General features: G+C 42.3%; 23 protein-coding genes and 2 tRNA genes. 6 read left to right on the top strand and 19 right to left on the bottom strand.

The window, feature by feature from the left end:
- Positions 1-52: 52 nt before the first annotated feature.
- The 3 genes from MHUN_RS06315 to xerA form a co-directional block, all read right to left on the bottom strand.
- Positions 53-125 (bottom strand) — tRNA-Gln (locus MHUN_RS06315).
- A gap of 68 nt (positions 126-193) precedes the next feature.
- Positions 194-538: a hypothetical protein gene (locus tag MHUN_RS06310; RefSeq protein WP_011448226.1), complete on the bottom strand. Its 345-nt coding sequence runs from the start codon at positions 536-538 to the stop codon at positions 194-196.
- A complete protein-coding gene (gene xerA, locus MHUN_RS06305; protein ID WP_048067327.1) occupies positions 535-1494 on the bottom strand; it encodes a site-specific tyrosine recombinase/integron integrase in 960 nt (319 codons plus the stop codon). Before xerA ends, MHUN_RS06310 begins: the two co-directional genes overlap by 4 nt.
- Positions 1495-1657: 163 nt before the next feature.
- Between xerA and MHUN_RS17305 the strand changes: the two genes are divergently transcribed.
- Both MHUN_RS17305 and MHUN_RS17300 read left to right on the top strand, forming a co-directional pair.
- Positions 1658-2404, top strand: a complete 747-nt coding sequence (locus MHUN_RS17305) for an ATP-binding response regulator (protein WP_011448224.1) — start codon at positions 1658-1660, stop codon at positions 2402-2404.
- Positions 2405-2458: 54 nt separating this feature from the next.
- The gene (locus tag MHUN_RS17300; protein WP_011448223.1) at positions 2459-5365 is read left to right on the top strand and encodes a sensor histidine kinase; all 2907 of its coding nucleotides are present in this window, start codon (positions 2459-2461) and stop codon (positions 5363-5365) included.
- A 4-nt stretch (positions 5366-5369) separates the two neighbouring features.
- On the opposite strand, the gene MHUN_RS06290 is transcribed toward MHUN_RS17300, so the two are convergent.
- Positions 5370-5442: transfer RNA gene (locus tag MHUN_RS06290), tRNA-Asp, on the bottom strand.
- Between the two features lie 111 nt (positions 5443-5553).
- Between MHUN_RS06290 and MHUN_RS06285 the strand changes: the two genes are divergently transcribed.
- Both MHUN_RS06285 and glmM read left to right on the top strand, forming a co-directional pair.
- Positions 5554-6162 carry a DUF5806 family protein gene (locus tag MHUN_RS06285; RefSeq protein WP_011448222.1) on the top strand — a complete coding sequence of 203 codons (609 nt, stop codon included), beginning with the start codon at positions 5554-5556 and terminating at the stop codon, positions 6160-6162.
- The gene (glmM, locus tag MHUN_RS06280; protein ID WP_011448221.1) at positions 6149-7510 is read left to right on the top strand and encodes a phosphoglucosamine mutase; all 1362 of its coding nucleotides are present in this window, start codon (positions 6149-6151) and stop codon (positions 7508-7510) included. The genes MHUN_RS06285 and glmM overlap by 14 nt, the downstream gene beginning before the upstream one ends.
- 194 nt (positions 7511-7704) lie before the next feature.
- Here glmM and cas1 read toward each other — a convergent pair whose 3' ends face one another.
- The 3 genes from cas1 to MHUN_RS06265 all read right to left on the bottom strand — a co-directional run bounded on the left by cas1 (position 7705) and on the right by MHUN_RS06265 (position 10878).
- Entirely contained in the window at positions 7705-8637 is a 933-nt protein-coding gene (gene cas1 / locus MHUN_RS06275) for a CRISPR-associated endonuclease Cas1 (protein WP_048067326.1), read from the bottom strand.
- A gap of 32 nt (positions 8638-8669) precedes the next feature.
- Entirely contained in the window at positions 8670-9587 is a 918-nt protein-coding gene (locus MHUN_RS06270; RefSeq protein WP_011448219.1) for a VOC family protein, read from the bottom strand.
- 64 nt (positions 9588-9651) lie between these two features.
- Complete coding sequence (locus tag MHUN_RS06265) at positions 9652-10878, bottom strand: phosphoglycerate kinase (protein ID WP_011448218.1); 1227 nt, start codon at positions 10876-10878, stop codon at positions 9652-9654.
- Positions 10879-11048: 170 nt separating this feature from the next.
- Here MHUN_RS06265 and MHUN_RS06260 point away from each other — a divergent pair, with 170 nt between their 5' ends.
- The gene (locus MHUN_RS06260) at positions 11049-12617 is read left to right on the top strand and encodes an ATP-binding protein (RefSeq protein ID WP_011448217.1); all 1569 of its coding nucleotides are present in this window, start codon (positions 11049-11051) and stop codon (positions 12615-12617) included.
- Here MHUN_RS06260 and MHUN_RS19460 read toward each other — a convergent pair.
- From MHUN_RS19460 to MHUN_RS06240, 6 genes are all read right to left on the bottom strand, one after another.
- Positions 12593-12856, bottom strand: coding sequence for a hypothetical protein (locus MHUN_RS19460; RefSeq protein ID WP_239441578.1), 264 nt, complete (start codon positions 12854-12856; stop codon positions 12593-12595). The genes MHUN_RS06260 and MHUN_RS19460 overlap by 25 nt on opposite strands.
- A gap of 417 nt (positions 12857-13273) precedes the next feature.
- On the bottom strand, positions 13274-13765 hold the full coding sequence (locus MHUN_RS19455; protein ID WP_239441577.1) for a hypothetical protein: 492 nt from the start codon (positions 13763-13765) through the stop codon (positions 13274-13276).
- Positions 13766-13800: 35 nt separating this feature from the next.
- Positions 13801-14025 carry a hypothetical protein gene (locus MHUN_RS19450; RefSeq protein ID WP_239441576.1) on the bottom strand — a complete coding sequence of 75 codons (225 nt, stop codon included), beginning with the start codon at positions 14023-14025 and terminating at the stop codon, positions 13801-13803.
- Between the two features lie 633 nt (positions 14026-14658).
- Complete coding sequence (locus MHUN_RS06250) at positions 14659-16263, bottom strand: IS1634-like element ISMhu7 family transposase (protein ID WP_011448216.1); 1605 nt, start codon at positions 16261-16263, stop codon at positions 14659-14661.
- Between the two features lie 249 nt (positions 16264-16512).
- The gene (locus MHUN_RS06245; RefSeq protein WP_011448215.1) at positions 16513-16935 is read right to left on the bottom strand and encodes a DUF3368 domain-containing protein; all 423 of its coding nucleotides are present in this window, start codon (positions 16933-16935) and stop codon (positions 16513-16515) included.
- Positions 16936-16994: 59 nt separating this feature from the next.
- Positions 16995-17255, bottom strand: coding sequence for a UPF0175 family protein (locus MHUN_RS06240; protein ID WP_011448214.1), 261 nt, complete (start codon positions 17253-17255; stop codon positions 16995-16997).
- A gap of 487 nt (positions 17256-17742) precedes the next feature.
- Here MHUN_RS06240 and MHUN_RS06235 point away from each other — a divergent pair, with 487 nt between their 5' ends.
- Positions 17743-19362, top strand: coding sequence for an IS1634-like element ISMhu5 family transposase (locus tag MHUN_RS06235; protein WP_011448213.1), 1620 nt, complete (start codon positions 17743-17745; stop codon positions 19360-19362).
- Here the strand turns inward: MHUN_RS06235 and MHUN_RS06230 are convergent.
- The 6 genes from MHUN_RS06230 to MHUN_RS06210 form a co-directional block, all read right to left on the bottom strand.
- Positions 19286-20368 carry an ATP-binding protein gene (locus MHUN_RS06230; protein ID WP_011448212.1) on the bottom strand — a complete coding sequence of 361 codons (1083 nt, stop codon included), beginning with the start codon at positions 20366-20368 and terminating at the stop codon, positions 19286-19288. The genes MHUN_RS06235 and MHUN_RS06230 overlap by 77 nt on opposite strands.
- A gap of 674 nt (positions 20369-21042) precedes the next feature.
- On the bottom strand, positions 21043-21171 hold the full coding sequence (locus tag MHUN_RS19720; RefSeq protein ID WP_275039203.1) for a hypothetical protein: 129 nt from the start codon (positions 21169-21171) through the stop codon (positions 21043-21045).
- A gap of 18 nt (positions 21172-21189) precedes the next feature.
- On the bottom strand, positions 21190-21378 hold the full coding sequence (locus MHUN_RS06225) for a PIN domain-containing protein (protein WP_048067325.1): 189 nt from the start codon (positions 21376-21378) through the stop codon (positions 21190-21192).
- A gap of 18 nt (positions 21379-21396) precedes the next feature.
- Positions 21397-21582, bottom strand: coding sequence for a hypothetical protein (locus MHUN_RS06220; protein ID WP_048067324.1), 186 nt, complete (start codon positions 21580-21582; stop codon positions 21397-21399).
- Positions 21582-21803 carry an AbrB/MazE/SpoVT family DNA-binding domain-containing protein gene (locus MHUN_RS06215; RefSeq protein WP_011448211.1) on the bottom strand — a complete coding sequence of 74 codons (222 nt, stop codon included), beginning with the start codon at positions 21801-21803 and terminating at the stop codon, positions 21582-21584. The genes MHUN_RS06220 and MHUN_RS06215 overlap by 1 nt, the downstream gene beginning before the upstream one ends.
- A gap of 180 nt (positions 21804-21983) precedes the next feature.
- A complete protein-coding gene (locus MHUN_RS06210; RefSeq protein WP_011448210.1) occupies positions 21984-22613 on the bottom strand; it encodes a V-type ATP synthase subunit D in 630 nt (209 codons plus the stop codon).
- Positions 22614-22615 lie beyond the last annotated feature (2 nt).

Below are 22615 nucleotides of genomic sequence, written 5' to 3'. Positions count from 1 at the left end.
GATATCGTGCAGATGAATCAGTCGCTATACTGTGGATAGTCAGCAAAAAAGATACTCCCGGACGGATTCGAACCGTCGTCATCGGAACCAAAATCCGATATGATTGACCTCTACACTACGGGAGTTGAAAAGAGCAGGACAGGCCTTGCCTTTACATATTTGTGCTGCTGGAATATAGAAATTCCCGCATCGCCTATCTGCGTTTTTTCAGAAGGCCTGGGAAGTACTTCTCAATTCTATCTAAAATATCTGGGTCAAGACCGATTTTGCCTGCTGATTGTGCTTTTTTTATGAGGAAATCCTTTGCCTCCTCTTCGGAGAGGGTTCTGTACGCTTCCTTAGACTCGCGCTGCCAGTCGGTCCAGGATATTACATAATAATAGTGTATCCCGTCAGGAAGAGTTCGAAGATAGAGATCCTCACCCTGCCGGTAATCAAGCGATGCTCTGACTGAGGAATGGGGCGTTTTAAAGATCCAAGGATCTGTTTTTGGATCTATCTGTAGCCATTTTCCATCTGTTGTCCGTATTGTCCTCATGGTTCTTCTCCCTGGTATTGCCGGGTACCGGTTTCAGATACCGATCTCCGGGTTGAAGTAACAAGCGGGAAAAACTCCCGATATACCTGACGGCGTTCATCCACATCGGTATGTAAATATACTTCAGTGGTTTTAATAGATGCATGTCCCAGGTTCTCCTGCACAACCCGGAGATTTCTGGATCTCCGATAGAGCTCACTGGCATAACTATGCCGGATCTTGTGTGGTGTGATCCCTGGTGGTGCGTATTTTTTAAAGATAAGCTGCACGGTTCTCACGGATATATGATTGCCTCCCTGACCGGGGAAGAGGGGACCTGACAGTCGGTTTCCGATAAGGCCTGCAATCTCATTCAGAGTAACTTCATCCACAAAGACCATCCGGACTTTCCCTCCCTTTCCCAGCACCCGGATCATCTGATCATCAAAGTCCACATCCTCAACATTCATCGTGCAAAGTTCAGAGACCCGTACTCCGGTTGCATAAATAATCCTTATCATGAGCCGGTCTCGTTCATCAGGAATGGACTGCAAAAGACGCATAACCTGGCTGTGTTTCAGATACTTCAGTTCTTTCTCTTTTACCTTCGGACGGTCAATTCGAGGGACCGGGTTTGTCTCAACCACCTCCTGCATGAGAAGAAACCGGTAAAAAGATGAGAGTGAGGAGAGGATACGGTTGTATGTGGTAGCATGGTACTGCCGATCAAGAGAGAGGAATTCTAAGTACCTGGAGATATCAGATGCACTAACATCAACTCCGGTCTCAAGCCTGAGCAGTTCCTTGTGCTCCCACTTTTTGGACAGGTCACCCCTGAAGGATCGGGTCAACCAGATGAACTGACCAAACCGCCTGATGGTGAGATCATAACTGCTCAAAGTTTTCTGCGAATAATTCCTCATTTTCAGATATTGGATAAATCTGGGAATCCATTCTGAAAAATATCCTTTTTCCACTGTTATATTAACTCTATCTCTAAAATATTAAGCATTTCGTAGAATACCTATTCTGCGAAACTGAGATCTCGGAATTACTTTATATCGATTATTCCAACTATGATAACGGAAACATGCGTGAGTCGCCTGCTGTCTGGCGAGAACCCCCTGAGGTTTATCATATATGCCTGAAAATACAGTCCTGATTGTCGAGGACGATGAGATAATAGCCCGGGTCTTAATCTCTATCCTACGCGACGGTGGATTTATTGTTCATACCCCGGTAAACTCGGGTGAACAAGTACTCGAGCAGGTAGCCGTGGAAAAACCAGACGTAGTCCTCATGGACATTGATCTTCCCGGGGTCATGTCAGGGATAGAAGCTGCGGCACAACTCTTCAACATATTCTCAATACCGGTTATCTTCGTCACCGGCCATGATGAGAAGAAGATTTTTGAGAAGGCTATGTCTTCTACGCCATTTGGTTTTCTCATAAAACCGGTCAATCCGAGTCTTCTTTACTGTGCGATCAAAGTCAGTTTGAATCTATGTGACAGGATACGCCAGACAACAGAGGGAAAAAAGGCAGGTCTCTCTCCTTCCATGTGGGTTCAGATAGCAGATTCTTCTCATCCGGTGATAATCATAAATTCAGATCATGCTATTCTCTGGATGAATCAGGCGGCTGAAGAATGCATTGAAGAACGCAGTTCTGCACTCTTCTTAAAAGACATTCGCCAGGCACTTCGTCTCTTATGCCCAGACCTTGACATCTCACCTGATTTTTTCAGGTCGCATGATGAAAGTGGGATGCAGCTTTGTGTTGGTTCAGGCCAGGAAGAAAGACAATATATAATTACTGCCCGGCCGATTATGAATATGTTTGGTACATATTCCGGTTCATTTATTACGATCACAAAGCCCTCGTAACCTGGCACATGCCCATGGCCCCCAGAACGGGTGAATGATCCGAAGGAGTAATGTATGGATCTTCGGGCAAAAACATTCCTTATAATCGGACTGACCCTGCTCGGGGGTATAGCGCTCATAATACTCTTTTCCTTTACTCTTCTGACTGACAGTTATGCCCAGTTTGAAGAAGATGACACCAGGCAGAATCTCATCAAAGGTTTGAAGGTACTCAGTTATGAAAAGGATCAGATCTATTCCCTGACCGGGGACTGGTCACGGTGGGATGAGACGTACAATTTTGTTCAGGATAAAAACGATGAGTACATCATACAAAACCTCAATTATGCCTCTATCCACAATCTTGGTATCGATCTCCTGATTTTTGTAAGAGGTGATAGCACCCTCAAATATGCAACCAGGATAAATACAACCGCAGGGCGAATGGAATCCGTCCCTGATGAGATCCTGTCACAGGTACTCTCCATCCCGGATATATGTACATTCGAATCGATTCTAGATGGAAAGTCTGGTTTCATCATCCTGCCTGATGGTCCTGCTATTATTGTTGCTGAACCTATCATCACCAGTATCTATGAGGGTCCATCGGTTGGAACTCTCATATGTATTGAATATTTAAATGAGGCAAAAGTTAAGACATTGTCAAGTATAGCAGATCTACATCTTACCATCTCATCAATACATGACTTTCCACTTATAAAAGCCCTGAATGAGATCAATGAAATAACTACCTCCGATATAATCGTAACACCTGAATCTGACACAAACATAACAGGAACGTCATATCTTTCATCCATTGATTCAAATGGCTTTCTTGAGTTTACCGTTACATTACCCAGAGATATAATCACACAGGGGAAAGCAACAATTCTGACCTTTATACTATTCCTCATGATCCTGGGCCTTGTAGTAATCGTTGTCTCACTCATAATCATTGACCGGTTTGTTCTCTTCAGGTTACGAACGCTTATAGAGAATATTAAAAACCGGAACACAGAACGTGCACAGATAGATGCCCCTCTTCTGGAGGGTGATGACGAATTTTCCAGACTCGCCAAGGAGATACATCCCATTTTTCTTGAATTAAACCAGTCACAAAAGGATCTGGAAGAACATAATCGACTTCTCTCTGAAAGTGAGCGCAAATACCGTGAACTCGCGGATTTACTACCTGAATTCGTTTTTGAAGCAGACTTGGATGGGAATATCTCATTCATCAATCAGATGGGAATGAAGATATCCGGACATCGAATGGATGATAAGAATACCGGTTTTCATATATTGAATTTTATTCACCCACAAAGCCATCCTCAGTTTCTCCAGGCACTTGATCAGATCAGAAAGGGAAAACCAATTAACGGGACTGAATTTTCAGGAATTAACCACAATGGTGAGACCTATCCTATTACTGTATATGCATCCCCTATTTGGTCAGGATCACAGGTTACCGGGTTTCGTGGATTTGCAATTGACATATCAGACCGAAAAGAGATTGAGAACTCACTTCGGAAACTTGCCGATATTGTTGAACATACCAGCACCGGTATCGTAACCGGGACCGGGGCAAATGTCGACTATGTCAATGCAGCATATTCACAGATGCATGGAATGGAACCTGCAGAGTTCATCGGAAAAAATCCATTTCTTGTGGGAACCAGGTATCCGGAGAAAAATTTTCTGTCATACCTTGACAGTGCTCTCTTTTCCGGCCATGCCACGTTTGAACTTGATCACATCAGATCTGATAACTCTGTCTTTCCGGCACTTCATGATCTGACCATCCTCTCCGGAACATCAGCTGACAATGCCGTATGGTCGTTGAATGTTCAGGATATTACCGAACAGCGACTGGCCTGGAAAGCACTTATCGACAGCGAAGCTCTTCGTGAATCAGCCCGACAACTCCGCGATGTAATCTCCAGGCTTCCTGATGCAACGTTTGTTATTGACAAAGATGGATGGGTAATCTTCTGGAATCAGGCTATGGAACATCTGACTGGGATTCAGGAGGCAGACATCATCGGAAGAGGAAGATATGAGTATGCAATACCATTCTATGGAGAAAAGAGGCCAATGCTCCTCAATGCCGTTCTTGACAAGGAAGGTACCATCATAAAACTCTTCCCGAATGTCAGCCGGTCGGGCGATTCACTCTTTACCGATGAAACATTCCCGAAGATGGGGAAAGGAGGGAAATATTTCTCATCGATGGCCGGACCGTTATTCGATTCAAAAGGGAATATTATCGGCGCTATCCAGAGCATGCGTGATATTACTGCACGGATCATGGCTGAACAGGCACTCATGCGGACAAATGAGAAATTAAATCTCCTCTCCAGCATAACCAGGCATGACATCAGAAACCGTGTGACCGTCATTCTTGGACTTCTTCCCCTGCTAAAGGAGGCCAGGAATGATCCGGAGACGGCAGAGATTGTAAAGATCATGGATAATGCAACCAGACTCATTCATGATCAGATTGAGTTCACGCGAGTATATCAGAACCTTGGTATTCAGTCACCAGAATGGAAGGATGCAGGATTTCTGGTTCGTAAGGCAGCAGAAATTGGCATTCCTGAACGGATTACTGTTGAGAATAATCTCTCCGGTCTTTTCATATATGCAGATCCCCTCCTTGAGCGGGTATTTTACAATCTGATAGATAATGCCCTCCGGCATGCAGGTCCGAATCTCTCATCCATCCGGTTTTCATGGTACTCTATTGACAATGAGGTGTGTATCTGCTGTGAGGATGATGGTCAGGGTATCCCTGATGACCTCAAGGAGAGGATTTTTGATCGGGGATATGGAAGTAATACCGGTCTTGGATTATTCCTTGTTCGGGAAATATTATCAATAACCGGGATTCGGATCTTCGAAACCGGGACTTATGGGAAAGGCGCTCGATTTGAGATATGGGTTCCGTCTGGCGGCTATTCAGAAAAGGATAATATTGATTAATGAACGCCCAGATCGGAATTCGAATCCGAGTCGTCGGCGTGACAGGCCGACATGATAGGCCACTACACTATCTGGGCTTTGGGAACAACCCCTATACATGTTATCTCTCTTCCATAAAAAACCAGATGCCTGCATCCCCTATCTTCATCCCGTGGACTTATCTGTAAGGCACATCTAACGGTACACTGATGGCAACACCATTCCGTTCACGGGATCCTACCAAGTATCACAAGTTCAGGAAGGTAGACGGCGCATCATATCTGCAGGTAAACCAATTCCTGAGGAAGAGGACCTTCATCACCGCCAGAGAATGGGCGATATCACGGTTATGTGCTGATTTTCAGACTTCCTCAGGGGCTGAAATGACATATATCGGGAAAAATCTCCCTGAACTGGTTCCTTTCATGACTGGGACATATACGCCACAGGCAGTCAACCAGGCACGAAGTTCATTTAAGAAAAAGGTGAGTAAGGCTGGTGCAACATTTCTCTATGGAGCAATGTGCGGGTTTTATACACCTGAAGAACTTGATGATTTATTGTTTGAGGTAAGTGAAGTTGCCCGGTTTCTCATGGAGATAGAGAGCACATCTATTGATGTTGATGATGAGATTGAAGTGGAAGACCGGGTAACTGAGGTGATGCGTCATGTTGCTCTGGCTTCATCACGTCTCCTGAAGATTCGTGAAGATCAGCTGAAGGAAAAGCAGGAAAAACGCAGAAAAAAGGATTCTGGAGCAGAACCGGAGGAAGATCCCGGCATGCAAAACGAAACAAAAGAAGATGCATATGACTGAAAAGAAAAAACAGTTATTTGGGACAAACGGAGTTCGTGGTATCGTTGGAGAACTAATCACTCCTGAACTGGTCATGAAGATCGGAATGGCTGTCGGCTCTATGAGACCGGGAACCATTGCAGTCGGCATGGATACCAGAACCTCCGGGCCTGCATTAATTAATGCAATGAAAGCAGGCCTTATGGCAACGGGCTGTAATGTTATAGACTGTGGGATCCTTCCAACTCCCGCACTTCAGTATATCGTTATGAACCGGTATGATGCCGGAGTAGTCATTACCGCATCACATAATCCGGGAGCCTACAACGGAGTCAAGGTCATTGAAAAAGACGGGACCGAGATGGATGATGAGGCATCTATCGAGATAGAAGAACGGGTCTTTTCTTACAACTTTGACCTGAAAGAATGGAAAGATGTTGGTGTCGTCATTCCCGAAGGGGATCTGGTATCCAAATATATCGCCGGTGTTGTGAAAAAAGTCCCAGAAAAGATAGGTGAAGGCATCATGGTTGCGATTGATCCCGGGTGTGGCGCTGCATACCGGACAACGGCTGAAATATTACAGTCCATCGGGTGTAAGATCTTCACTTTGAATGCATATCCTGATGGTAACTTCCCGGCACGTGATCCAGAACCGTCCATTGAGGGTCTTGCCCCGCTTGCAGAGATGGTTGTTTCGACCGGAGCAGCATTTGGTGTTGCCCATGACGGGGATGCGGACCGTGCTGTCTTTATCGATGACAAGGGGCGGTTCGTTGAAGAAAATAAGGAGTTTGCACTCATTGCTGAGTATATCTGTTCACAAAAGAAGGGAATTCTGGTAACACCGGTCAGCACGTCCAGACTTATCGAGACGGTCATCGCACCTCATGGATGCACGGTTGATTATACCGCAGTTGGTAGTATTTATGTTGCCAGACGGATGCGGGCACTCATTGCCGAAGGAAAACCAGTTGCTTTTGGAGGAGAAGGAAATGGTGGCCTTATCTATCCGGATCATCAGTTCTGCCGTGATGGGGGTATGACGGCAGCAATGATGGTTCTTCTTCTTGCAACGAAAAAACAACCGCTTTCCACCCTCGTCGATTCACTCCCCCCTTCAATAATGTTAAAACATAAATTCCACACCGATAAAGCCTCCGAAATCCTGACAGCAGTGCGAGAAAAATTTTCACGGGACTCTTTGAATCAGGTGGATGGGATCAGAATAGATCGGAAAGATGCCTGGGCTCTTATTCGTCCGTCCGGGACCGAACCTCTTGTCAGATTATACGTGGAATCCACGGACGAATCAATTGCCAAAGGATTTGAAAAGGAAATATTATCCTGTATTTCTAATTTTATTTAACTTATTTTTATATTTATTATAATATAATTGTCTCAATGCCACTTCGCAATCTTCATATATTAAATCATATGATGCTATATATTAGATATACAAAAATATTGTAAAATTTATTAAAATAAATATATACCTGGGTGAAAATATGAAAATAAAAACTGTGGAGAAAAAAGTTAGGGAAAAATAGTTCCGTTAGAAACCTATGGTTTGATAATTGAGAACTGTGCTTCTCCTCGCAATGACTGAATGAGCACATCTATCTGTGTATTGATAAGTTCTTCCTGAATGGATTTTGAAAAAAGATGAATTAATTCTTCAATAACCTCATCATGTAGAATACACCGATCTTTTGTTCGTTCATAGCCATTCTGATGTAACCTGCCGGATCTCAGAAATCCAATCGCATGGTTGTCAATCATCTTCGGTTTCCAGCAGTTCATAAGATCCTGAACAAGGGCCTGATTTCCTCTGTTTAAATACCCATGGCCAGGATCCAAATGTCCACCGATGACAGCCCGTGTACATGCTGATGAGAGCATTCCATACCCAAAAGAGAAAATAGCGTTTACCGGGTCAAGGTACGGACGACTGGTTCTTCTTTTAAAAAGATACGTCGGACTGATGAGTCGACCAAGGATTTCATAGTACATATCCCGGACCAATTGTTCTATTCTCCGCAGTTCTTCAATAAGAACCATGTTTTCCAGTTCCTTCGCATACCCTGTAAGGATGTCAAGTTCTCCGGAGAAAAGAATCTCCGGTCCAATCTCTTCTGCATATTTTTCTATTGCAAGAATCCTGGACTTAATTGATTCATTTGCACAGGCAAGGGCATATGAATACGGAGCTGCAGTCTTTTGCAGATTCTGAATCTCCTTGAAAAGAGAATAATCATAGGGTGAAATATATCCAACCGGCTCACCATCAGACTCACAAAATGAGATAAAAACTCCTTCTTTTACCAGGGATGTTATCGTTGATGTCTGGATGGTATGACCACCGATGAGAAGAAAATGAGAGAGGTCTTTGATTGGTATATCAGTAATTTTTCCCTTATGCTGAATAGTGATTTCAGTCCGGTTTGATTTAATGTGGGCTCCAAATCCTCCCACTACTCTCCATGATATCGTCATTGATCATCTCAAAAAACTGGTAAAGCATAAATTCAGATACATTCGATCCAGTACCCGTCATAATCCCTGATATATGAGGAACCGGTATGTTCGGATAGTTTCTCTGGATCCATCCAGATATCTATTGCATCTGTGGATTTCTCTCCTGCTCCCTGACATCCGGTTATTGCGAAATGGTCAAGTCCGTATCCTCCCGCCTCTATGGGATTTCCATCTGGTTTTGTCAGACCATACAGGATAATGCAGATTTTTCCCTCTGTGCTTTCCAGCCTGATAAATCGTTTCCCTTGGCCTGATCTCGTGATATCAGATTCAACCTTCATTCCAAGTTTTTCACTATAGAATTGTTTGCTTTTATCCGGATGGGTCACATGCAGAGTGATTGAATTCAGGCCGGTGATGAAGGGGGCCGATCCATCATCACTTCTGTTCGGTATTAATTCAATGAGCCGGTCATCAGGATCGCGGACATACAGGGAGTGATTGGGGCAATCCTGTGTGAAGATAGTTCCATCAAGACCTGGATCTCCCCAGGAAAAATCAGCTTCAGCCTGATGAAGATCCCAACCAAGGATCTCTGAATCAACTGCTAAAGAAAGAAAGCATGAAAATCCGAATATGGTATTTCCGTCAACCGATCTGGTAGCGTTTGTTTCCGGGTATCGTTCCTGGACAAGCAGAATATCATATGATCTCCCAGAAGATGAAAGAAGAGCCACATCGGTATACTGATCACGAAGAGCCCGTGATGAGATGCTGCCAAGGATCCCTTTTAAAAGACCATGACCGCCGGCGACTTTTCCTAAAATCCTCCCGCCTGTGGAGAGCGCTCCAAGATGGACCGGACCATAGACCTGCATGTGCAGGATATCCTGGTAAAAGCGGATACTTCGCTCCAGGTTTGTTACCTGTAGTGCAATGTGATCAAGGGTAATGGTTGTATCATTCATATATTCAGAAATCTTCTTATGAGGTCAGTCGCAGAAAAATTAAGGTTGCCTTTTTTATATCGGCCTATGTAAACCGTTCAGCACTTTTTTCCAGGGCAGCTATAGCTGGTAGTTTCTTGCCGGTTAAAAATTCTATGCATGCACCGCCACCGGTTGAGATGTGGGTGAACTTTCTATCATATCCCATCTTTTCAATGACAGCGGCAGTATGTCCTCCCCCGACGACGGAAAACTCAGCTTCTGCTGCAGCTTTAATTATTTCATATGTTCCGAATGAGTAATCAGACTCTTCAAAAAGACCGGCCGGACCATTTAATACAACGGTGCGGGATCTTTTAATAACATCAAGGCAGGGTATGAGCCCTTCAGATCCAAGATCCAGAATAGGGCAGTCTGATGGGATATCACGGACATGCATCTCAACCCTGGCACCCTCTTTTTTTATCGCGACATGTTCAGGAACGACGATCTTTTCACCGAACCTGGAAAGGATATCTTTCGCGATTTCGATCTGTCCAATGTATCCGAGTTGTTCAATCAGGTCCATCGAAGGTTTTCCGATGCTGTACCCTTTGGCGGCAAGGAAAATGTTAGCAACCACACCGACCGCAAGGACGTTATCAGCGATGCCGTTCGTGAGTACATGTCTGGCAACATCGATTGAATCATCAACCTTTGTTCCGCCAAGGATGAATGTCACCGGCCGGGGAGCACCACTGAAAACTCGTGAGAGGTTTTCAACTTCCCGTTCCATAAGGAGTCCGGCTATGGCAGGGAGCACTTCCGGAAGGCCGACAATGGTTGGCTGGGACCGGTGTGCAGTACCAAATGCATCATTGATGAAGAGATCGCCCATTCGTGCAAGGTTTTTCACAAGAACGGTCTTTGCTGACTCCTCACCGGATAGTTTCAGGTTCTCTTCTGCATTGAACCGGACATTTTCCAGCATGATAACATCGCCAACTTTTGCATTGCGGACAGCATCCCGGGCACATGTTCCAAAGATATCATCAACAAATCTGACCTCTTTTCCCAGGAGTTCTGAAAGTCGGTGAGCATGGGAGACAAGAGAAGTAAAATCCTTTTTTCCAGGTCTGCTCTGATGAGTGATGATGACGGTTTTTGCCTTGTCCAATGCTTTTATCGTATACAGAATTTCACGAAAGCGCTTATCATCAAGGATAACTCCGGCCTGGGGATCGATTGGTGAATTAAAATCAACCCTGAGCAGAACTGTCTTTCCTGAAATATCAACGTCAGATAATCCTTTAATTTTTGAATATGTGCCCATAGACTTCCCCGGTTATTGCCAGTTTCGGAAAAATCACAGCTCAATTCAAGCTGGAAGTACATAATCTCCTGTCATTATCTGATTTAATTAAATCGATTGTTTACTCATATTTTCTTTCTGTGGTGTGATGAATAACTTATTTACATCAAACCGGGTATAATAATGGATGAATGACTGACCTGAAATTACCCATCGGTATCCAATCTTTTGTTGAAATCAGGACCGGTGGGTATGTGTATGTTGATAAAACCTCTTTTATATCTTCACTTGTCAGATCAGGTAAATATTATTTCCTCTCCCGTCCCCGTCGGTTTGGAAAAAGTCTATTGATAGATACATTTCATTGTGCTTTTTCCGGAGAACGGTGTTTGTTCTCGGGGTTATATCTGGATACGCCGGATGCTGCCTGGGACTGGAGCAGAAAAAACCCGGTTCTGAAAATTGACTGGTCATTATCTTCTCCCCGAACTGGAGAGGAGTTAAAAACCCGGATCCATGAGATTCTCTCTGCCTGGGCAAGGGAATGGGATTTTGAGCCTTTTGAAACAACCATAGGTGGGCGATTCTCTGCCATCATCCGGGAAATTCACGAAAAAACCGGAGAACAGGTAGTAATCCTGGTGGATGAGTATGACAAACCAATTCTCGATGTTCTTGAGGATCCATCCCGGGCGGCTGAGATGCGTGACGTCCTGCGTGATTTTTATGCGGTAATCAAACCTCTGGATTCTCATATTCGATTTGTCTTTCTCACCGGAGTATCTAAATTCGTTAAAACCGGGATTTTTTCCGGACTAAATAATTTGAAAGACATCACGCTTGACCGAAGGTATTCTTCACTCTGTGGGTATACAGAAGAAAATATCAGGGATGATTTCTCGTCATGGTTTGCAATATGTGATCCAAAACTCGTCCGTGAATGGTATAACGGGTATTCCTGGACTGGTGAGTCTGTATATAATCCCTTTGATATTCTGCTCTATTTTGATTCAGATCTTTTCAAGCCATATTGGTTTGAAACCGGAACGCCATCTTTTTTTTTAAAACTCTGGCAATCACAGCCAAGAATCCCGGCAGAATATGAAGGGCTCATAGCCGGGGATGATCTGCTTGGGTCTTTTGATCCTGACCAGATCCGGCTTGAAACCCTTCTCTTTCAGGCAGGGTATCTTACGATCAAATCCTGGACCAGTAATCCGGAGGAAGGAACATGGTATACCCTTGGTTTCCCGAATAGGGAAGTGAAAGAATCATTTAATAAAAGCATTCTCAATCTTCTCAGAAAGGATGCTACACCCCTATCATTTCCTGATATCCGAAAACTTCTTGGTTCTGGGAATGTTGATGGGTTTCATCGCCAATTAAAATCTTTTTTGGCTTCGATTCCTCATGACAGGTTTAGAAAAAATCCTCTTGCACAATTTGAAGGGTACTGGGCAAGTCTGGTCTATTCATACCTTGCAAGTCTTGGATATGAGATAATCCCGGAAGATACCACAAACAAGGGTCGCATTGATCTGACGGTTAAAACTGCATCATATACCTGGATCTTTGAATTTAAGGTGAAAGGGATCGACAAAACCGGAGACTTAAGTCCTCTCGAGCAAATACAGAACCGGGGATATTCTGAGAAATACCGTTCTGATAAAAGACAATTAATAGAAATTGGGATTGTTTTTGATCCTGAAACGAGAAATATTGATGAGTACTCGTTTCACATACCAAAAATTTCAACCTGATACGGGTCTTTCGATCTTATTTCCGTGAATATCTTATCATCCCATGGTTTATCCGAAGGGTCAAAAATTACAAGATAGACCCCTTCTGCTCTGCAGGTGTCTGTATATCTGGTTACCTGAGTTACTCCTGCCTCTATCGTTTTTTCTCGTGTTCCCCTCTGAATCTTACATTCGATAACAAACCGCTGGTTTGTTCCATTAGAAAGAAGCCAGAGAATGAAGAGATCAGTCCTACCCATTCCAAGACCATATTCCCGTGTTATCTGCCCGCCACCATTGACAATCCGTTGCAGGAATGCCTGGAGTAACTGATTCGACCCGGCCTCTTTATATTCAGTGATCTCAAGCCAGCTCCCTGAATGTTCCCGGAAAAACTGGGTAAATGCACTGATAAATTTTGAAAGAAGGAGTCTCCCGTTCTGTTCAACATATCAGGCGGTTTCGATGGTCACGCCAGTCTGTGTTCTCCAGCTGAGTTCACGGGGGATGATCTCCATAGATGGGGTTTGCAATCTTGATAGCACCGGCTATTTACTATGTTATAAGGCCAAGATCTATCAGGTCTACGACATCATCAGGCCTGAAGTCCTGTTCAAAGACTTCCCCAGTGAGCATAGGTTCGATAACCCGTCGAACCCGTTCCTCTTTGAGTTTATCTACAAGCTGGGCAAGGTGTGTGTCCCGCCGTTTGATGAGACGTTCTTTTTCGTCGATGACCTGATCCAGTGTAATATGATTTGCCCGGTTTTTCCCATCGGGAGTTCAAAGCAGACTTTATATGCTAAGGCATTCACGAGCCATGGCTGTCCTTTCGTTAGGGCCCATATGGCTGAAATAGCATCATATTCAAAGATCTGACCGGTTTCTGTGGTGTGTTGTTGAAGGAGCGTTTTTGTTTCTTCTTCAGAAAAATTTCCCAGACGGAGTGACTTTGCCTTAATATTGAAGGCCCTCCCACCGGTGACAATCTCCTTTTCCCGGTCAGAATGAATCCGATAATCACGGACATCATGAACATCACAGAGAATAATTGAGGATGGAAGTTCAGTTGCTCTTTCCGGGTACCCTGAACGGATCTGACGGAGAAGAGAAACCAGGGTATCACCAACAAAGGCATCAACGTCATCAATACAGAGAACAAGAGGCAATTTTAGTCTTTTACACCAGTCTGATAACAGAGATTTCAGGGCAGCATCTTCTCCGGATTCTGCAATGATTTCGGAGATCCTGTTTCGATATGTAGTATCCCCCAGGGTCCGTTCTGCCTGAAATGCAAGTTCTGTGAGTATTGGTTTGCTTTCATCCCTTTGCCAACATCACCTCTGGCAGTTTGTCCCATTTCGACATATACATAGAATGCAGAGTATGTTCCTTCCTGATTCAACTGATCCCTGAGACCAAAAAACATGAGGTCTTCCCGGTCTGTCGTGGGGCATGAAGAACAAAATATTTTTTTGTGCGATGAGTGAGAGAATTTCTGTGAGATTAAAACGGCTTAATGGAGGCAGGCAATAATGATCCTGGCAATTGACAGGTCCGGCAGTGTTGAAGAACCTCATCGTATAGTATAGTTAAACCTAAAGTATGTTATCTGTTATCAATCGAATAGATAGAATTATCGCAGATTTCACAAATTATGGAAATATGGCTAAATAAAATATATTGAAAAAAATTCCTGTAATGGGTAATATTTTTCCTGCTCTGGTCAATGCTGAAAATATGGTAGTGACAACAATACTCAATGGTTGGTATAAAAAAATCCCGTATCTTAATGGGTATGGGCTGATATATATGAGCTAAAACAACCTGGTCAAACGTTCGATGATATTCTTCTGTTCATGGTGGAGGATAAAAAAACGCAGATTTATTGATGATATGGGTCGCATTGAGGCCGAAGGAGATTTCGTAGGGCTGTCTATTGAAATTCCGGATATTCATTAACCGTAAGACCTATCAGAGTATACGGGTATTAATGAAATAAGTCCCCGAAATTAATAACAATTGATATCTCTGCTGTAACCGACACTCGGCACCAAAAAATTCACGCATAATATTTTTCAACATGCGGCCCTATCAATCGAACAATATCTCTTAATTCATCAGTGAAATTTAGAATTCGCACAATTATTCTGGAATTATCAATTTCCTTAATCTGCCTTACTCTTCTGAACATGAAGAACAACCATTTTGCAGATGGTCTCTGAGTTGGTTTTCCTTTTTGATCCCGGATTTGTTTCTTCTCAATCTTCAATGTCTCACGAACTACCCACTCTGTGAACGAATACACGAGAAGGCATAGAACCATTATCATGGATAAGGCTGCAACACGATTTGAATTCTCCAGATAAACCTCTGATGCGTGAAAAGAATTCCCCTTTATGAACCTGAATCCTCTTTCAACGGCATTTTGTTCCTTATAATATTCAAGACAGGTGTTCGGATCGACAGTAGTGTCATTGCTAGCGAGAATAAACCGACCCATCATTGCTTGTTCTTTTTGAATAACCTCCTGGTTTAGCGCTAATTTGCAGGAGACAGAATACCATTTCTCAAGTACCTCACCTTTTTTCGGTCTCCCAACCTTACCTGACGGTTTTTTGTTATCACATGTTATTTCAATATCAGAAAGGATGTATCGCTTATGCTTTGACATCCATCTTTCTACAGCGAGAAGTGCATCATTTTCGCAAGCAAACCCGTTGACCAATGATTTATTCAGGGCAGTCTGACTTTTCGCCAGTTTCTCCTCAATTTTTTCAATATCATGTTTGATGCTGGCTTTATGTCTCTCTTCAGAGTGGAATAAAAACCATTTTTGATCGATACCGCCATAGTTGCTATCGAAAGCAGCATACTTATACCGGGCATCAGAACACGGAATCCACTCAACGTCAGATTTGAGGATAGTTTTTACCTCCTTAATCGTTTCAGGAACATGAGTTATCCAGTAACAGTGAGAACCTAGATCTTGAACCATTTTTGCGGCGTAAAGGGCTGAATCGGCCATATGGTAAACCTTCTCGTCTGTATTGAAATTCTTTCGCACTTCCTGAATGGTTCGAATTAAAGTCTTTTTATCTGATGCATTACCGGATAAAGGCTCCATAAAAACAGGAATCCCACGTTGATCCGTTACTAAACATAGGACTAACTGTTTCAAATCATTGCGGTGATCTTTTGAATGCCCTCGAACCAGCTTAATCAGACGAGTATTTAGTTCTTGATCATACTCTCCTGTTACACTGATCGTTGTTGTATCATAATGAAGTCGAAGAACTCCATGGAGAAGATTATCAAGGATTTCAAGGATGATACCCGTGAATAACTCAGTGGGACCTGCAGCGGCTATCGCATCAAGAGTTTCACCAAATAAGTACTGATTCAAATGCTTTGCTTCAATTCCCTCGCCAATTAGACGTTCAGTTGCAACATCATCAAAATATTCTGGCATCAGGTAAAGACGCCGTTCAGTAAAACCCAGGCAATTGAGAAGTAATGCTTTCACTGCCTCGCCATGAGTGACAATATGGCTACGCTTTTTGGGAATGAGCCGATCGATATATTCACAAATTCCAAGTTTGTCTATTATCCCTGAGACTATGCCTAAGTGAGCGATGGTTACATTTGAATCAGCAACGATGGACATTATTCAAAAAGAGTATACAACGTACTCAGATTTAAATGTTTGTACAAAAATTATGTTTCGTAACACTCGTTGCTGCCGAGTGTCGGCTGTAAATATACATGGAAAAAATTTTTATTGAAAAATACCTGTAGGTGGTGGAATTCCTTCAGCAGTCCATTCAGGGGATTTTTTTACATTCACTGTTGGTTTAATAAATTCCTTTTTACATTGATTATATTCAGTTTCATCGCCTTTAATCAAGTTAAATTGTTACAATTCACCTGACATCTCAAGTGCTTTATCATACATAATTCGTGAAACACGAAAAGAGGTTCTTTGAATCAGACTGTCCAATTCGGTCTTCATTGATTCAATCTCACCGGTCTTTTTTGCCGCAGCGAGTATGCCAATTACACCAATAACTGGTATGTTATATGATTTTGCCACCTCTCTACCTTCAGCCTCATCAATAAGAAGGATTGGTGCCTTTTCCTGCTGAGCCAGAGCTATGGCTTCAGCTTCCCCTTCATGTAATTGGTTTTTTAATAATTGAATAAGATGAAGGTTTTCAGGGTTAATGATTTTTACAAAATTCGTATCACGGGCTTTTATAAGTTCTAAACATCCTGGTCGTCTGTGTGGATCATCAGTTATTTCGGTCCCAAACTGCCGGAGGGATGATAATATGATCATAATGTTTTTCAAGGATACAGAATCGGTCGATTGATGCCAGACTAATTAATGGTGAAGAATCACTTGCTATGAAAAACATAGGAAAAGTCTTCCTCTAACTTTTCCAGATTATAATGGCGAGAAATATTTCGTTTACCTAATTCCTCTTCCCATTGATATCGTTTCATTCCGGCTAGTTTACAGGACTGTCCTGAACTTAAAATTCCTCTTGTATACAAAGCAATAGCCAGTTCCTTGAGTAATTCTTCCTGTAGAGTATCGGGTGGAAGACGGATTGTATTTGTAATATTACTGGGTATTTTTAAGCAAATATCTGACATGACAATAATTCTCCTTCATCACATAAGATGATTCCTTTATAAAAATTTGTTGATAAATATTCATCATGACGTATAAATAATACAATTAGAAATTAAGAGCTCATAAATGAAGGGTCAACTCCAAATTTTAATCTTTATCGACAAAAATTATTTTTCTTCGATATACAACAACCATTTCCACACCGGCACAATCTGAATCACCCCTTCCGGAACCCGAACTGTTCCCTCTTGGTTTAGAGTAATCAGTATCCCCCAGTCAAGTCCATATTGGTTCATCGCTTCCTGTAAACCACCATATTCCCGCTCCCTGTTCAGATCAGTTAATTCAGAGCAGACCTGATACAGACCATTTACCTGGCCATTCTCAATAATAACAAAATCACATTCCTTAGCCGAAAAATGATAATAAACCCATATTCGTCAGATCTATTACAATTTTATATAATAGTAAACTATATAACTAAGAAGATCTCCATTACTATAATTAATGAAAGATGAGGATGTTTCATTAGAAATAGACTCCATAAAAACCATTGATCATCTTGGAATCGTTGCAGGCACGTTCCATAAGCTTGGTTTAGCTCCTATAATTGACCGGGCAATCCCTAAAATCGGTCAACATCAAATATCAAGTTCTCAAATTTTATTAGCCCTCATTCTCAACGGACTTGGATTCACAGAGAGACGACTCTATCTTTTTCCCGAATACTGCAAGCATCTTGATTTGGAACGTCTCATAGGTCCGGATATTTCTGCAAAAAATCTTAATGAATCAGTCATTGGTCGCCTTTTGGATAAGATATATGCATATGGCCCCAGCAAGCTCTTTACTGATCTTGTCACCCAGATGTTTACTGTTTACAAAGATGGAGTACAGCTTTGTCATGTTGATACAACCAATTTCAGTGTTCATGGTGAATATGGAAATGAATCCGGAGATGGATGTATCAAAATTACAAAGGGACATCCAAAAGACAAACGCTGGGATTTAAACAGATTTGCCTTAAGTATGGTGGTTAACCAACACGGGATACCGATTTTTGCTCGTGCACACGATGGCAACGAATCAGATAAGGAAGTTCTTGTGCAAACAATCCTATCATTGCAAGATTCATTCACATTTGATCCTGATGTAATCTTCATGGGTGACAGTGCCCTGTATACTGATAAAAACATCAAAACCCTCGGTCCGGAAACAAGGTGGATATCAAATGTCCCAGCCACAATAAATGAGATGACAGAGTTACTCAAATCTGATCTTCTCTTCACTCCTACCTCAGATCCACGGTATTCTTGCAGTAGCGTTGACTCACATTATGGTGGTGTTCCTCAAAAATGGATTGTTGTCTCATCTGAAGAGATGAAAGCTCGAGAATTGAAGACGTTTGAGAAAAACCTCCCTGTGAGGTTCAAAGCCGCATTAAAAGGGTTAAAACAGATTTCTAAAGTATGCTATGCATGTGAAACAGATGCCAGTAACGCTCTCTTACGCTATCTTAATGAAACACCTTTAGTAAAATTGGTGGATTCAAGGATCAAGGTCAGTTATAAACGGGAAAATGGTAAGAAGGGGCGCCCAAAAGCAGGAGAAACGTTAATCCCACAATATTCGATCGATGCAAGGGTTGAACTTGCTCAGGATTTCGTTGAAAGTGAAAAACAGTATCTGGGCAGATTTATTCTTGCAACGAATGTTTTGAGTTTGGATTCTGAAACGGTTCTGAATCACTATAAAGGACAGATGCTTGTCGAAAAAGGTTTCCGGTTTTTAAAGGACAAATCATTCCGGGTTGCTGAAGTTTATCTGAAAAGTGAAAAAAGGATCGAGGCTTTATGTATGGTTATGGTTCTCTGCCTCATGGTTTACTCATATACTGAAATGCTGCTGCGAAAAAGGCTGAAAGAAGAAGATGAAACGGTGTTGAATCAGAAGAAGAAACCTACCTCTCGTCCAACGCTCAAATGGATTTTTTTTAAATTCAGAGAGATTAAGTCATGTATTATTTCTGTCGATGATGCACTCCATTCATCTATCCAGAATTTGGATCGAGAACTATTGAAGATATTGCGATTGCTTGGGCCGGAGTACGAAAAATTCTATAGTTGAAAAAAGATCTGGCGAATGTGGGATAAACATCAAAATCCCGACGTTTTAACTCTACCAACACCAGATTTTCCAGGAGTTTTTGATGATCCCCGGAAACCCTGAATGCTACCTGGTTTCTCATACCGATATCGACAGCATAGATCTTTTTACCGGTCCCATACTGTTTCTTCAGGGATGGATCATACCGGTGAACTTCGGTTATCAGATGCGTATCTGCCAGAATATGGATGTAATCCCTGACAGTCATGGGACTTTTCATTCCGAGCATAGAGGCAAGGGATCGGTAATGGACTTTGGTTCCAATGTTCGTAAGAAGGAAGCCCGCCAGTCTGATAAATCCGGAAACATCCCTGATATTCCACCGTGCGATACAGTCCCGGTACAGGATCTCTTCATATATACTTCTGATATGATCTGTATCCCACATTCTGGTATACTCCGGAAAACCACCTTCTTCCAGATACCTGTCCAGATGTGACAATACTGCTACCTGATTTTCAGACGCCGTGCTTTTGTCTATTGCATGCCAGGCGAGATACTCGACAAATGAAAATGGGTGAAGGATAATAGTGACCCATTCTCCCTTTGGTTTATCTGAATGAGAGATATTGGAGCCAGTTTGTGAACTGGTGCAGAATATTTTGTATCCTGAATCATGTAATTGCCTGATGGTATCTTCACATCCGGGCAGGTTCTGTATTTCATCAAGAAAGAGGATCCTGATTCCTGGGTCTCGCTTTTCCAGAAGAAGCAGACTGGCAGTTAGGTCTGATAGTCCATGAAGACGGATGTCGGCAAGGTTCAGATAATGATAGGCCTTAAAATGAGATGCAATCTGTCTGAGCAGGGTTGTTTTTCCACATCTCCGGACACCGGAAATGATGATCACCTGGTTAAGATAAAGATACTTAAAGAGATTGATGGACCTGGGTGTTCCGGGATCTTTCCGTGCAAATGATTTCGCCTGGTCCTGAATGACACGGTCCAGCTGGTAATCCGCGATCATATGTATAATAATATTATAAATTTTTTTAGAATATGTATTTTAATAATATATGATTTTGTGTTTGGATTTTTGAGTAGAATTAAATTTTAGTGATGTTGATGTAAGAAAAAATGTGTTCATAAATAGAGTTTTTAAGATGTGTTTACAACAGGGCGTAGTTTTTTCCTATGATGATCCTATATTACTATGGGTGCAAGTGTTTATGTGAATAGTGCGGCTGTATTTCGATTGATTGTAGGGCTTTAATATTCGATGAAATAAAATGAGATTTATCATAAATTACAATAGTTAAAAGAATTTATGTGTCTTAATTTCTGTTTCATGGCTAATGAGATCTGCAGTTGTGAACATCATAAAAGAATATTTTATTTTATTATTCTAATACAATAAATTATAATATGGCTCTAAATGAGAAAATAATTGAAATATTGCGATAATAATTCGGACGTTTATAAAAGCGGTTGATCTGGCCTAGATCTTTTTGAGGCTGAATAACTCATCACGCTCCATCTCATCAGGCAGACGTTTCATCGTGGTCTCTATCTCAGCATTTTTATGATAGCCTCTACCAGGTTTTCAAAGGAAACTGCCGTGTCATCGATGACCGGGGGGTGCCGATAACAACACACAGTCTATAATACCCTTTCTGACCTGTGTTGGTTAAATCTCCGGAACTAAAACACCAATGATACTTTAATCATGAGGGTGATATCCGGGTTTTCCTGGATAGAAAATGCGGCTGCTTTCACATCAATTGAACCTTCAATTGTATTCAGGCGAAGATCACCATGGTGGGCTACCATACTCCTTTGTCCAGAATTTCACGGATAGCCGATTCGCTGAATATTCATCTGGTCAAAGTGTTTATCCTCTGATAATACCGAAAGTCCGTGAACTTGTGCAGCAGCTCCTATACATGCATCAGCCAATGCGATACCCGGTTTTTTAATCCTCCCTGCCACAAGGGAAAAGCTTTCATCCATTGGGAGAGTTTTCATTCGGGAATTCATTATCTGTCCAATTCTCTGTTATGCGATAGTATGTCCCTCTTGGAGAGTGTACAAATACATAATCTCCGTGAGTACAACCGTTGGAATAAACCCTGAACAATCGTCATCATCAACTGCTCTCATATAGTCCCTGACGATCTCCCATCCCGGCTGTCGTTCGAACATGGTGATAAATGCATGTGTGTCGAAAAGCATATCCGGCATTAAATGTCCCCTTCTTCTTCTCTCATCTCCTGAAGTTTCTGTAATAATCCCTTCCCTTCATCGATCCCGGAGAGGTCAGAGAGATGGACAGGAGGTCTGATATGTATACCATCTGCATCATCCGTGAGTATAATCGTTGAATCTCCTTCGAGATTCCATTTCTTTCGGAATGCTGCAGGTATGACAATCTGTCCTTTTTCTGATATTTTCACAAGTGTCATACTTTTCCTGATTTATCTCCATGATTGCTGATAATCATTACTCCTGGTATAACAATTCATTCAGTGGGAATGGTGAAAAAAGGATAATTGATACAGAGAAAAATTCTCAATATGTCCCTAATTTTTGAAAAAAGCCTATAAAGGAATAAACGAAGAACAGAAAAAATGTCAATTAAAAAATTATGCGGTAGATCTGGCCTTGATCTTTTTTAGCCTGAATAACTCTTCACGCTCCATTTCATCAAGCCGCATCTTGATAAAGTCACGTGCATCGGAAAGTTCAGGAATAACCTTGAACTCCAGAGCATTGACCCGACGCTTGGTGGATTCAATCTCATCAAGCAGACGTTTCATCGTGGTCTCTATCTCTGCACTTTTAATGATCGCTTCAACCAGATCTTCAAAGGCAGCTGCTGTGTCATCGATGACCGGGGTGGTGCCAATAACACCATATCCACGATCTGCAATACCTTTTCTGACCTTGGTTGATTCAATCTCCGGAACCACGACGCCCATGATGTTTTTACTCTTGAGGGTGATATCCGGGTTTTCCCGGACAGAAAATGCAGCTGCCTTCACACCGATTGAACCTTCAATGGTGTTTGCGATAGCCATCATCTCCTGTGCACGGGCATATTTCTCAAGCAGAGCACCTCTGGAGTCCTTTGCCTCCTCAAGCACTTTGAAGAACTCCATAATGAGTCCATCGCGCTTCATTTTGAGGATTTTGTAGCCGTTCTGGGAGAGCTTAATCTTCTTTTTGATATTGATAAGCTCAGACCGTGTCGGCTTGACATCTTTCAGTGCCATGG

Origin of the sequence: Methanospirillum hungatei JF-1, assembly GCF_000013445.1 — an archaeon.
GTDB lineage: Archaea > Halobacteriota > Methanomicrobia > Methanomicrobiales > Methanospirillaceae > Methanospirillum > Methanospirillum hungatei.
Note: the sequence above shows the minus strand (reverse complement) of the source record. Positions and strands in the feature narration are given on the sequence as shown.